This is a genomic window from Acetivibrio mesophilus (assembly GCF_004102745.1).
GTDB lineage: Bacteria > Bacillota > Clostridia > Acetivibrionales > Acetivibrionaceae > Hungateiclostridium > Hungateiclostridium mesophilum.
In genome coordinates, this window is record NZ_RLII01000014.1 from 1 (window position 1) to 14,857 (window position 14,857).

5 protein-coding genes are annotated in these 14,857 nt (G+C 38.4%); all 5 read left to right on the plus strand.

Translation table 11 applies throughout. The features are described 5' to 3' along the window. The first annotated feature begins 560 nt into the window (after positions 1 to 560). The 5 genes from EFD62_RS10815 to EFD62_RS10835 all read left to right on the plus strand — a co-directional run bounded on the left by EFD62_RS10815 (position 561) and on the right by EFD62_RS10835 (position 14,679). Positions 561 to 6,320 carry an RHS repeat-associated core domain-containing protein gene (locus tag EFD62_RS10815; protein ID WP_235832635.1) on the plus strand — a complete coding sequence of 1,920 codons (5,760 nt, stop codon included), beginning with the start codon at positions 561 to 563 and terminating at the stop codon, positions 6,318 to 6,320. 12 nt (positions 6,321 to 6,332) lie between these two features. Further along, positions 6,333 to 6,800, plus strand: a complete 468-nt coding sequence (locus EFD62_RS18070; protein ID WP_235832636.1) for a hypothetical protein — start codon at positions 6,333 to 6,335, stop codon at positions 6,798 to 6,800. Positions 6,801 to 7,217: 417 nt separating this feature from the next. Beyond that, a complete protein-coding gene (locus tag EFD62_RS10825; RefSeq protein WP_128706097.1) occupies positions 7,218 to 13,133 on the plus strand; it encodes an RHS repeat-associated core domain-containing protein in 5,916 nt (1,971 codons plus the stop codon). 23 nt (positions 13,134 to 13,156) lie between these two features. Next, the gene (locus EFD62_RS10830; RefSeq protein ID WP_088262840.1) at positions 13,157 to 13,645 is read left to right on the plus strand and encodes a hypothetical protein; all 489 of its coding nucleotides are present in this window, start codon (positions 13,157 to 13,159) and stop codon (positions 13,643 to 13,645) included. 254 nt (positions 13,646 to 13,899) lie between these two features. Next, a complete protein-coding gene (locus EFD62_RS10835) occupies positions 13,900 to 14,679 on the plus strand; it encodes an SDR family NAD(P)-dependent oxidoreductase (RefSeq protein WP_069193166.1) in 780 nt (259 codons plus the stop codon). The last annotated feature ends 178 nt before the right edge of the window (positions 14,680 to 14,857 follow it).

A 14,857-nucleotide genomic window follows, 5' to 3' on the forward strand; every position in this document is an offset into this window, starting at 1 on the left:
TGTTATATATTTAACGAATAGTTGTTTGCATTTTAAGCTTATGGTAGTTCTTTGTGTAGTTCAAGATGGGCTATAATATAAAGATGGGAAAGCCATAAAGACGTTAATTTCTAAACAAGCGTTGGATCAAGCCAATGATTTTGATGATGAGGTTGGTTATTTGTTCAATTAGCAAAAGAAATAGCAAATCTATTGAAGGTTTATATTTTGAAGAGGTTATATGCATCATTATTAACTGTTTTGGTGCTGTTGGTTGTAGGAATTATTGTGGCATTGTCAAAATGATGCATTTTTAAAAGGAAGTAAAAGAGAAGATAGGCAGTCTTTTATATAATTGAAACGTACAAAACTAATCAGTAGTTCTTGATTTTCTTATAGTTTTTTAGATAGTGTTTTACCGCGGGTTTAAATGCTTTATACTTTTTGAGAGCTCATTCAATCACTATGTGAGGCTATTTTTGGCGTTTACATAAATTTCATTGAATTGAAAAGTAACTAATGGTACAATTACCATAATTAATATTAAATCAGTTTTGTAAGTAGGGGGGCTTAAAGTAGATATGCAGATAAAAATAACGCCTGAAGAGATGACAAGGATAGCTAGCAACATAAAGCAATTATCCGACAAGTTTGAGGATATAGCGCAGGATGTAAAAAAAATAGCACGATCCATTGACTGGGAGCTTAGAAGCAGAGAAGGAATAGATTATAAGGCATCGGAGGCTCAATCGTCGGCAAGAAAGATAGCTAGCGGATTGGAAACAATGTCAAAAGACCTCATAATGGCAAGAGACCGATTGATAGATGCAGACAATAAGGCTGCGTCCAAAGCGAGAAAGATGAAGACTGCAAGCTTTAAAAGCCGAGTTGCCTCAGCAATACTTTCCGGTGGTCTCACATCAGCTATAAAAGCAGGCTATTCATTATGGCATAAACTCTTAGGTCCCGGAAGTGCAAGTTGTCCGAACACATTTGCAGGAGACCCTATAAACGTAGTGTCGGGGAATTTCTATTTAACAAGGAGAGATATAACCATACCTTCAAGGGGTATTGGTCTTGAAATAACCAGATACTACAACTCCATGGATAACACACAGGGTATATTCGGAAGAGGCTGGAGGACAGATTACGAAACATGCCTTAAAAAGAAGGAAGACAGTGAAGACATAATAGTAGTATACCCGGAAGGGAGCGTAAGAGTATTCGAACATACGGAAACCGGAAGTTTCGAATCTCCCAAGGGTGTATACGACACGCTTTTTAAGACAGAGGATGATACATACATACTAAAGCTTCAAAAGGGAACTACATATAAATATGATCAAGCCGGAAGCCTAATATCAATTTCAGACCCAAACAATAACGAAATAGAGTTTAAATACAATCGTGAGGGATTGCTATCCTCAGCAGTATCATCGGGCGGAAAGCTTCTGATGTTTTCCTATGAAGGCGACAGGGTAAGCACCATAACTGACCATACAGAAAGAAAATTAAAGTATAAATACGACAACGAAGGAAACCTAACACAGGTAATATACCCTGACGGAGGAAAAATTACCTATGCCTACGACAGCATAGGACTAATCTCAATAACCGACCAGAACGGCAACACCTACGTCCAGAACACCTATGACGAAAACGGAAGAGTAGTAAAGCAGCTTGACCATGAGAATAATGAGCTATTTATAGAATATAACGAAGAGAATTGTGAAAACACCTTTAAATGGATAAAAAGCGGTATAACCCGTGTATATAAATACAATTCGGACATGCTTCTCACCGAAATAAAATATGATGATGGAAGCGTGCAAAAATATACCTATGATGACAATCTTAACAGAAATAGTGAGACCGACAGAAATGGTAACACAACATATAAAAAATACGATGAGAGAGGCAATTTAATAGAAATAACCTCACCACTAAGACTTACAACAAAATACAGCTACAATGAGAACAACAAACTGATAAAATCAACCTCACCGGGTGGCGGAGAGGTGACCTTTGAATATGATGAAAAGGGCAACCTTTTAAAACGTACCATAAAGACAGGAAGTAGCAGCTATTCCGAGTGGTCATATACCTATGACCAATATGGAAGGATAATAACATCAAAGGATGCAGAGAACAATACAACAAGCTTTGAGTACGGAGAAGAAGATGTAAGCAAACCGGCATTAGTAAAGGATGCTGTCGGAAATATATTCAAATATGAATTTGACAAACCGGGACGAGTTAAGTCAATAATCACAAATTATGGTGAAGTCAAGTTAAAATACGATGACTGCGATCGAATAACCCACATAACTGATGTTGAAGGAAATACATCGAGACTCGGTTATGACAAGGCAGGGAACATGACAGGCATTATTGCTGCTAAGCAGTATGCAGAAAAGGGCAAAGACGGAGCAGGGTATACCTTTACATATGATGCAATGGATAAGCTCATAAAGACCATTGATCCATTGGGGAATGTCTTTTCAGTAAAGTATGATGAAAACGGCAATAAAATAAAAGAGATCAATCCGAACTTCTACAATCACACAGAGGATGACGGTATAGGAGTAGAATATAAATATGACACCAACCATAGAAGGATAAAGACAATATTCCCAGATGGGAATATGTCCAGGATAAAGTATGACCCTCAAGGCAACATAATAAAGACCATATCCTGGAAGGATTATGATAAGACTTTGGATGATGGGCCTGGTATGCAGTACACCTATGATGAAATGAACAGACTTACGTCAATAATAGATATCGAAGGAAATACCATCAAAAAATACGTATACGACGAAGACGGAAGAATTGTAAAGGAAATAGATGCGAAAGGGTACATAAGCGCAGATAATGACGAAGAACGGTGGGGAACTATATATAAATATAACCTTGCCGGCTGGCTCCTTGAAAAAAGGACTCCATTACAGCAGAAGAATGGAGAGGTATATTACAATATAACTGAGTACATACATGACAGAAACGGAAGAGTAGTGCAGGAAAAAAGATCTCCTGAATATGTGACTAAAACAGGATATCCAAAGAAGTGGAATATAATAAACTACAAACATAATCCGAATGGAAATCTAATAGAAGTGACCGACAGCCTTGGAGCGTGCATAACTTACGAATATGACTGCCTGGGTAAAAAGACCCTGGAGAAAATCAGGATAAACGAAAAGAAACAAAGAGTAACCCGTTACGAATATAACGGTATGGGAAAACCGGTAAAAGTAATACGTGAACTGGATGGTGAAGACCTTTCAGGTTACAGTGATGGAAAGGTTTTCGCTGAGACATTATACAAATACGACAAGAATGGCAACCTTATAGAAGTAATCTCTCCGGAAGGCTATCTGACTGTATTTAAATACGATGATGCCAACCGAAGAATAAAGAGCACCCTGTATCAACCTCAGAACGGAATAAAACTAACCGGTAGTGCATACTGTGCCATTTTAAATACAAGAGCTCGAAGTGTAAGTTATGAGTATGACCGGGCTGGTAATCTTACAAGGCAAATTTTGCCTAATGGAGGAACCATAATAAACGAATATGATGAAATGAACAGAAGGATAAGAGTTACCGACCCTGACGGAAATACATCGAGGATTTTTTATGATACCTCAGGAAACATCATAAAATATATTGATCCTGAGAACTATGTACCTGAGAAGGATGATGGTGTTGGTACGACATACCTTTATGATTCAATGAACCGACTTATGCAGATAACAAATGCTGCAGGAATAGTTGTGGAAAGGAACATATACAACACCGCGGGAGAGATAATCAAGAAAATTGACTCAACCGGCTATAAATTGGCGGATAATGACAATGACAGGCATGGAGTGGAATTTGGCTATGACCTGGCAAAACGCCTTGTAGATATAACAACCCCGGAAGCAAAGCTCCAAGAGAGAAAGAGCCAGCAATACAACTATGATGCTGCAGGAAACATAACCGGTATAGTTGACGGAAACGGAAACAGCGCAAAATACACTCTGGACCTGTGGGGAAGAATAGTAAACGTCACAGAACCTGACGGAACCAATATAAAATGCGATTATGACTATGCAGGAAACATTATATCCACCACCGACGGCAATGGAAGCACTACCAGATACACGTACAACAGCTTAAATCTCCTGTCTGAGATAATAGACCCTGTGGGAAGGAAAATAACCTTCAAATATGACAGGCAGGGAAGAAGGGTGCAAAGGACAGGAAAAGACGGACGCAGCACCTATTACACCTACAATGCAGACAATAATATTACCAGCCGTTGGGAAGAAGAAGGACAGTTGGAAAAATATGAGTACAATATTGATGGAAGTCTCGCAGCATCAATAAGCGGTACCACTATACATACTTATACCTATACATTGGCAGGAAGACTAAAAAGTAAGACAACCAACGGCCAAAAGGTACTGCAATATGACTATAATAAAAATGGACGCATATCGAAGCTTACCGATATAAGCGGAACTCCCGTGGAGTATACATACGATATGCTTGGCAGGCTAACGGCAGTATCAAATGGGGGAAAAGACTCTGCAAAGTATGAATACAATATTGACAATACCATAGCCCAGATATTGTATGGCAGTGGGGTATGCGCAAAATATGAATACAACTTGGATAAGAATATAACAAGACTTCTAAATATAGATCCTTCAGGCAAAGAAATGTTTATGTACAGGTATGCCTATGACGGAAACGGCAATCAGATACTGAAGGAGGAGAATGACAAAGTCACAGCCTACAGCTACGATGCACTAAACCGCCTGGAGGAGGTAATATACCCGGGGCAGGTTAAAGAGAGATTTACCTATGATGCCAACGGCAATAGACTTAAGCGGGAATTCGGAGATATATGGGAGCACTATGAATATGATAATTGCAATAGATTAATCCAAAGGATTAAGAATGGATTAACAACGGAATATGAGTATGATGAAAGAGGAAATCTCATAAGAGAGAAAGAAGGACAATTAAATAAACTATACAACTATGATGGATTTGACCGACTGACCCATGTAAAGAATCCTGACGGAACATATATGGAGAATATATATGATGCCGAGAATTTGAGATCTATATCGATAGAAAACGGAAAATATAACAGGTATGTATATAGCGGAAGCAGCATAGCATGTGAAGTGGATGAGGATTGGGGATTAAAAGATAGGATAGTCCGAGGGCATACAATATTGCATAAGGAAGGCAGCAATAAGGATACCCACTATTATATACACAATGCCCACGGAGATATTACTGCCCTTACCGACAGTAGAGGAGAAGTGCTAAATAGCTACAGCTACGATGCTTTTGGTAATATACTAGACAGCGTTGAGACTGTAGATAACAGATTTAAGTACTCGGGGGAACTGCATGATCCTGTGACAGACCAGTATTACTTGAGGGCAAGATACTATAACCCAAGTATAGGTAGATTTATGCAGGAAGACACCTTCAGAGGCGACGGATTAAACTTATATACCTATGTTTCCAACAACCCTATAAAGTACATTGACCCAACCGGTCACTGTAAAGAGGGCGTTGACTTTAGTAATGGAATCGGTAATGTTTTAGGTCGCAACCTGAATAATACTTTCACAAATATTCTGGGATTGGATTGGATTTCAGGCTACCTCAAAAATGTGGAGGCCAAGGGCGTAAGTGACAGTGAACCTGATCGTACTGTTCATTATGTATTTTATTTGCCGGAATGGGAGGGTGAGGCGAAAGACGATAGAAAAAGGTTGGCTGATTACTACGGAGTAAGTAAAAAAGATATAGTATTAATAGAAATTACTTCGTCAGATCAATTTAAAGAGGATTGGAACTCAATGGGTGTTGTAGATGGAGAGAATGTAAATATTGGGACTGTCGTACTTAATACCCATGCAAACAGTTCGGGGCTGTATATGGGCGATGGAAATGCAATTATTATGGCGAGTGATGTATCCACTCTTGATGTCAAAAGTGTTGGCCAACTGATACTCTACGGTTGTAACGCGGGACACCTTGATCATAGAGACAGTAATCCTGCTGCAAATTTCTCTAAAATAGTAGAAGGAGCCCCCGTTCTTGCAAGTGATGGTACTGTATACGCAGGAAGGAAAATTTTCGGCCTTTTTGGTTCTTATGTGTACAAATCAAAAAATGATAAAGCGTTTAAAAGGCAACGAGCAGAAGGTAGTACACGTAGTAATGAAGGTTGGGTAATATATACGTTTGGAGTTGATGGGCTTAGTACTTTGGATGGTTTAGGGAGGAACCTAACACTTTCGGAAATGATTGATGAAATGGACTAGGAGGATATAAGTATGTTTGAAGCAAAAAAAGTTATAATTACTGTTATAATAACAATAGTTTTGATAGTAGGATTAGTTAGTATTTTATTGTTCCAGAAAAGTAGACCAAAAAATGTAATTGAGGATAAGTTGGGAATCAAACTACCTGCTGAATCAAAAGTTATAAATTTCAATTATGATATGTTTGGTGAATATTTTGATGTAAAAATATCAATTGGAAGGGATAGCGTTGATAGTATAAAAAAGGAACTTGATAGGTATTTTGGCGGACTAGCGGATGAGATTACTACTGAGAGGATACCAAACTTTTCAAGCACATGTTCGTGGTGGGATTTGGACACCAAAAATATTGAGTTCTGTTATACAAGGTTTGTAACCGGTAAAAAAAAGCTATTTGGATACGCTGTTAAATCACGTGAAGTATGGGCTTTTATTAGTAAAGACAATAGTGAACAATACTACCTATACATTTCATACTAATTTGCAATATTATCCATTATCCTTAAGCCCTTCTTAGATATTTGCTTGCGCGGTAAATTCAGATCAAAGTCAGAAATTGCCGTTAGGCAAGAAAGAAGGGCTTAAGCTATTATGTTGTTCCACTTCGGTATGAATAAAAAAGGGAAAGAAGACTATATTGAGATGTTTTACAAAGAGAAAAACACATTAATAATAAATTTTCACTCCAAATGATGCAATTTTTATCTGAAAAGAATTTTATCAACTCAACTAAATATAAGATGTATATAGCATATAACTGTTATCGAAAACTCAAAGTAAAGAGTATGTGCCAAAGGTAAAGTTTTTATATTATCGACATAAGTAATTAATTGAAACTTGAAATATACGGTGATATAATTTTTATGAAATGAAATATATGGGTTGGGAGTGAGGTCATTGAGAATTAGAATATCACCGGAAGAGATGACAAAAGTAGCGGGCAATCTAAGGCGTTTGTCCGATAAGTTTGATGATATAATAAAAGACATAAACAGTATAGTGAAGTCAATTGACTGGGAATTAAGAAGCAGTGAGGGAGTAGATCAAAAAGCATCTTCAGCCATTAAATCTGCAAGAAAGATATCCAGCGGACTTGATTCGATGGCAAAGGATCTTGAATTTGCCAGGGACAGGATGATTGAGGAAGACGAAAAGGCCGCAAATACTACTAAAAAAATGAAGCGTGCAACAATTGGAGCTTCTGTGGCAGCAGTAGCTTCTGCAGGCAATGCAAAAGTTGCCAGCGTAAATTATACATCGGACTACAAAAATCTTGGCCCGGGAACGGCAAGCTGCCCGAATACATTTGTAGGTGACCCTATAAATGTAACATCGGGAAACTTTTATGTAACCAAAAAGGATATCCAAATCCCCTCAAGGGGTATAGTCCTTGAAATAAAGCGATATTATAATTCGATTGACCAAACCTATGGAATTTTGGGAAAGGGCTGGAGAATAGGATATGAAACCAGTCTAATGAACATGGAGGATAGTGAGAATATACTGGTAGTGTATCCTGACGGAAGTGTAAACGTATTTGAATATAATGAAGAAGACAATAAGTATACCGCTCCACGGGGAGTTTTTGACATACTGCAAAAGAATGAAGATGAAAGCTACACATTGAAACTCCATGATGGGACTACCTACAGGTATGACAAATCCGGAAGTCTCATATCAATAAGTGATCTCAACGAGAATAAAATTTCTATAAAATATGACCGCCAAGGAATGATTTCATCAGCAGTATCGCCAGGTGGAAAACGGTTGGATTTTTCGTATGAAGGATCCCGGTTAAGAAGAATAACCGATCATACGGGAAGGGAAATAACTTACTCCTACGACAAATCCGGAAATCTTATACAGGTAAAGTACCCCGACGGCGGATCTATCAAGTATGGATATGACAATATGGGAATGATATCCATAACCGACCAGAACGGGAATACTTATGTTCAAAATACATACGATGAAGCAGGCCGGGTTGTGAAGCAGCTTGATCACGAAGGAAATGAGCTAATTATTGAATACTACCCCGAAGAATGCAAGAATATATATAAATGGCAAAAAACCGGCATAACCCGTATATATAAATACAACGAAGAAAAGCTGTTGACGGAAACCATATACGATGATGGCACCAAAGAAGTATTTACCTATGATGAGAATAACAACAGAGACAGTATAACGGACAGAAATGGCAGAACAAAGAGGTTTAAATATGATGAAAGAGGCAATTTGACGGCGGAAATCATGCCGGAGCCCTTCAATTATACCATAAGGTACAGCTATGACGAGAACAACAGAAGGACAAAAATCAGTACGCCAGGAGGCGGCCTGACAAGATTTGAGTATGATGAAAAAGGAAATCTTTTAAAACGCATTGTAAAGACAGGTAGCAGCAGTAACTCTGAGACTGTATATACATATGACGAATTCGGAAGAGTTTTGACAGTTACCGATGCCGAGAATAACACAACATCCTTTGAATATTATGATGATGATATAAATAAGCCTTCGGCAATAATAGACGCAGAAGGAAGCAAATTTGCCTACGATTTTGATGACATTGGAAGAGTTGTAGAAATAACAACAGGCTATGGAACAGTAAAAATTGAATATAATCAGCAAGATAAGGTAACAGGTCTGATTGATGCGGAAAAGAATAAGATCAGGATTAAATATGATGCCGTCGGAAATATGATTGGAGTTATTACTCCCGAGCAATACGCAGAAAAAGGTGATAAAGGCCAGGGATATACCTTTGCGTATGATGCAATGGATCGCATGATAAAGCAGGTTGACCCATTGGGAAATGTATTTGCGGTGAAGTATGACGAAAATGGTAATAAAATCAAAGAAGTCAACCCCAATTACTACAACGAAGAGAAAGATGACGGCATAGGAATTGCCTTTAAGTATGATTCCAACCATAGGCAAATAAATACCATTTTCCCTGACGGAAGCAAATCCAGAATAAAATATGACCCTCGAGGGAATATAATTAAAACCATATTGCCGAGCGATTACGATGAGAGTACCGACGACGGTCCGGGAGTGCAGTTTACATATGATGAAATGAACCGAGTTGTGGAGATTATTGACCCGGATGGAAATGTAATTAATAGGTATGTTTATGATGAGGACAGCAGAGTAATAAAGGAAATAAATGCAAAGGGATACATGAGCGCAGACAATGATGAAGAGCGCTGGGGAACATTGTACAAATATAATCTTGCAGGATGGCTTCTTGAAAGAAGGGTGCCCCTTGAAAGCCTCGATGGGCAGATTGTTTACAATGTTACGGAAAATGTCTATGACAGAAACGGCCGTATTGTACAGCAAAAAACTTCCCCTGAGTATGTGACTAAAACCGGCTATCCGAAGAACTGGAATATCATTAACTATAAATATGACAAAAACGGAAGAGTCATTGAGGTTTCGGACAGCATTGGATCAAATATTCAGTATGAGTACGACTGCCTTGGCAAAAAGACTCTGGAAAAGAAAAAAATAAATGATAGCACATATAAGATAACACGATTTGAATATAACAGTGCCGGAAAACTCAAAAAAGTATCCGAAGTGTACGATGGAAAAGATCTGGCTGGTGAAGAAAAGGAAACTGTGACAGCGGACACCTTATTTGAGTATGACAAGAACGGCAATATAACAGCCATTACTTCTCCTGAAGGATATAGAAAAAGGTTTACCTATGACGCGGCAAACAGGAGAACAAGTGTTGAGGCTCATTTGCCGCCGGATGGTGTAAAAATATCCGGCAATGCTGCCAATGCATTGCTAAAAACTACAGTTAGAAGAACGCTGTACAGCTATGATAAAGCCGGCAACCTTGTAAGGCAAACCCTTCCCAACGGCAATACTATTGAAATCGAGTATGACGAAATGAACAGAAAAATCAGGGTAAGGGATGCGGAAGGAAATACAACAAGGCTGTTCTATGATGTGTCAGGCAATTTGATAAAACGTGTGCTGCCTGAAAATTATGACCCCGAAACCGATGACGGTCCTGGAACATCGTATCTTTATGACTCAATGAACCGACTTTTGCAGGTGACAAATGCAGCCGGTGTTGTTGTAGAAAGAAACCTGTATAATACAGCCGGAGAGATTATAAAGAGAATCGGTGCGACAGAATACATGTCTGCATCCGATGATAATGACAGATACGGTGTAGAATACGGATACGATCTGGGAGGAAGACTCAAATATATTGCAACACCGGAGGCAAAAGCGAAGGGCATTGTCAGCCAACAATATAGCTATAATTCTCTGGGGCATATTACGGAATTTGTTGACGGAAAAGGGAATACAACAAAATACAATCTCGATTTATGGGGGAAAATCAAGGAAGTTCACGAAGCTAGCGGTTCTGTTTCCAGATACGAATATGACTATGCCGGCAACCTTACATCAGTAATTGATGGAAACGGAAATACCACACAATACAATTACAACAGCCTTAACCTCATTTCGGGGATTATAGACCCATTGGGTGGCAAGATCTCTTATAAATACGACAAACAGGGAAGAAGGGTTTGGGCTGCCGATAAAGAAGGAAGGATTATACACTGCAGATACAACTTTGACAATAAGCTTGTAAGCAGTTGGAATGAGGATGGAATCCTTGAAAAATATGAGTATAATCTTGACGGAAGCCTTGCGGCCTCAATTAGCGACAGAACGATTCATTCATATACCTATACTCCATCGGGAAGACTCAAGAGGAAGAACACAAATGGTGTTGGAGTATTGGATTATGAGTATGACAAGAACGGACGTGTGACGAGGCTTACCGATGTAAGCGGAAAAACTGTAGAGTATAATTATGATATTCTCGGCAGGCTCACCAGTGTGGCAAACGCCGGAAGGCAAACAGCACAGTATGAATACAATCCGGATAATACCATATCCCGGATTCTGTATGGCAGCGGTGTTTGTGCAAAGTATGACTACAACATGGATAAAAAGATAGTTGGTCTTCTTAGTGTTGATCCCTTTGGACAAGAACTGTTCAACGGAAAATATTCCTATGATGCAAACGGCAACCAGGTGATGAAAGAAGAAAACGGGAAGGCAACGTTATACAGTTATGATAGTGTAAACAGGCTTGAGAAGGTTTCCTATCCCGAAGGCAATAATGAGAAATTTGATTATGACAATGCAGGAAACAGACTTGCTAGGGAGTTTGGAGAATCAATTGAGAACTATAAATATGATCAAAATAACAGGTTGATACAGAAGGTGTCTAATGGCATAGTGACAGACTATGAATATGATGTCAGAGGAAACCTTGTAAAGGAAATTGAAGGAGAATCCGTAAGGAATTTTGAGTATGACGAGTTTAACCGACTCACAAAAGTAGTAAATCCTGACGGCACATATCTTGAAAACATATATGATGCCGAAGGAATGAGGGTTCAGACCATAGAAAATGGTGAATACCGGAGATTCATATTTGACGGAAAACAGATCATATCCGAGGTCGGAGAGGATTGGGAGTTAAAGAGCAGGAACATAAGAGGGCATGCGCTATTGGAATTGGAGGATGAAAACAATAATGCATACCACTATTTACATAATGTGCATGGCGATGTAACTAATCTTACAGATAGTTCAGGAAAGATTATTAACAGCTACGATTATGATGCCTTTGGTAACACTGTAAAGGAGAAAGAAACAGTACGCAACAGGTTCCGCTATGCCGGGGAGCAGTATGATGACCTGACAGGTCAGTACTACTTGAGAGCAAGATATTATAATCCGGCTATAGGGCGTTTTACCCAAGAGGATACATGGAGAGGTTTCACCTATAATCCTGCAAGTTTGAACCTGTACACATATGTTGAGAACAATCCGGTAATGTATATTGACCCTACAGGACACTGGCCCAAATTTATTGACAAAGCAGTAGATTGGGTAGGAGACAAGGTAAGCGACGCTGCTGACTGGGTAGGCGACAAGGTGAGCGATGCAGCTGACTGGGTAGGAGATAGGGTTAGCGATGCAGTTGATTGGGTAGGCGACAGGGTCGAAGATGTCGGTAATTTCATAACAGATACGGCAAGCAACGTTAAGGACTGGTGGGTAGAAAATAATGTTGGAGCCTATGTTGTCGGCGGCTTGAAGATAATAGGTGGAATTGCTATAGGTGTAGGGGCAGTTGCATTAACTGTTGCAACCTTTGGAGCAGCAGCCCCGCTGGTAGGTATAGCAATTGGTGCGGGTGTAGGTTTGGCAGCAACTTATGTGACAGATGTTGTTTCCAACTTTGCAGAAAATGACTGGAAATGGTCACTTTCAAACTTTGTGCCATCATCTTCTCCGGGTACATATATAGCAAATATCTTCTCTGGAGCAGTTAGCGGCCTGATTCCGGGTGGTATCGGTTTTCTCGGAAATGTTGGGTTGATAATTGGTGATAGTGTATTGACTACAAGTATCAGTACATTAATAGACTCTGGAATTCAAGATATACGTACCGGAGAGATAAATGGAATAGACTGGGGGCAAGTTGGTGGAGATTTCCTTGGGAATGTTATAGGAAATACTATTGGATGTATAATAGGAAACTTAATTCCTGATGTTCATGTGCCGGAATCCAGACAGGTTGCGAGAAATATTTTAAGAAATCAAGGAAGAGACTATAGTGGTCCGGCTGCCAGAGCCTTTATTAAGAAAAGGCTATTCCAAAGCAAAATAGTGGAAGTAATCAGTGCTTTTGTTGATAAAGTGTCTGGAGGAATTGCATCAGAATTTATAGGTGGCGATAGTAAATGTACTGCAAATTAGATTCATTAAGTCAAGGAGGTTAAATGGTGGAGGAAATATACAATAAAGTACTCTTTAATCAAGTTGTGTTTACTGCAATAGCTGATATTATAGTTCTTGTAGGCTGTATAGTGCTTTGGTTTGCAAGTGATGTTATTAAAATAAAGAAAAAGGGAGTAGTAGTACGGGAAATAAAGATGAAGAAAGGCGTAAGGATTATTGTAAACCGATTATTACCTCTGCTTGTGTTATGTATTATTGCTCCGTACACAATAAATCTAAGCCTTGATTATGCAAAAAAAGACTACCTTTATGGAGAAGGAAAGATAACATCATATTACAATAACATGAGGACAGGAATAGCTATGCATATTGACGATGTGTACTATGACTTGCCAAAGACCTATAGAGCGAATATTTCGCTAAATAACAGAGACATAACCTACAAATTTACATATGCGAGGAGAACGAAGTTGATTTTGCACATAGAAGCTGTAGATAATGAAGGGTTCGATAACGAAGCCATGGACTAATCGAGCGGATAAATTATTACGATATCAAAAATTGAGCTTGATAAAACTACCCGAATTTTCTAAGAATCTATGTTGATAAGCAGCTAAAGTACTTTTTACTTTAGCTGCTTTTTGCAATCGGGCCTCTTGAAATGAAAGTGGCAAAAGCGAAGGGATTCGATGTCCCGAGCTTTTACTTAGCCTGCAAAATGGGTATTATATAATAATACTTAATAATACTTAATGTAGTTGCTTTAATGGAGGACAAATAGCAGATGAATAAAAAAAAGAATGTCGCAATAATTACAGGTGCAAGTAGCGGATTGGGAAAAGAATTTGTAAATCTGATTTTGAATGATGATGAAATTGATGAAATTTGGGCGATTGCAAGGGATGAAAAGAAATTGCAAGCACTTTTAGAGGAAGGTGGGAAGAAAATAAAGCCATTTTCTATCGACCTGTCAATAATAGATGAGATAAAGAAATTTGAAGAAGAAATTAAGAAACAAGATATTGTAATAAAAATACTAATTAATAATGCGGGATTTGCAAAATTCTGCTCATATGATGACTTGAGTATTGATGAATCAATCAATATGGTTGATTTGAATGTTAGTGGAGTAGTGGCGATGGGCTTGGTATGTATTCCATATATGGAAAGGGGAAGTCATATCTTAAACATTTCATCGCAGGCATCATTCCAGCCGTTGCCTTACCAAAATATATATAGTTCAACAAAAGCATTTGTAAGAAACTATTCAAGAGCTCTTAATGTTGAATTAAAGGATAGAGGAATATCGGTTACGGCAGTCTGTCCGGGGTGGATGAAAACTGCATTGTTTGATAGAGCTGCAATAGGCGCAGAAAAAGCTACGAATAATTTTAGTGGTATGGTTACCCCTGATAAAGTTGCTAAAAAGGCACTGAAGGATGCTAAGAAAAATAAAGATATTTCTGTCTACGGCATATACGTGAAATTCTGTCATCTGATGGCCAAGCTTTTACCTCAAAAAATGATGATGAAAGTATGGTTAATGCAGCAGAAAATCGGATAATGAATTTATCACTATATTCCATATTCAAGGCATTTGGTGACTCAAATTTTAGTTGGGAAATAATAAAAAATAGTACTGGTATAAATAACATTTTTATGTTATCATAATGCTATAAATTACAAAACCAATATATCATAATACTGTAAAAAAAGGATTATTTTTATAGGGAGAGGTGCAT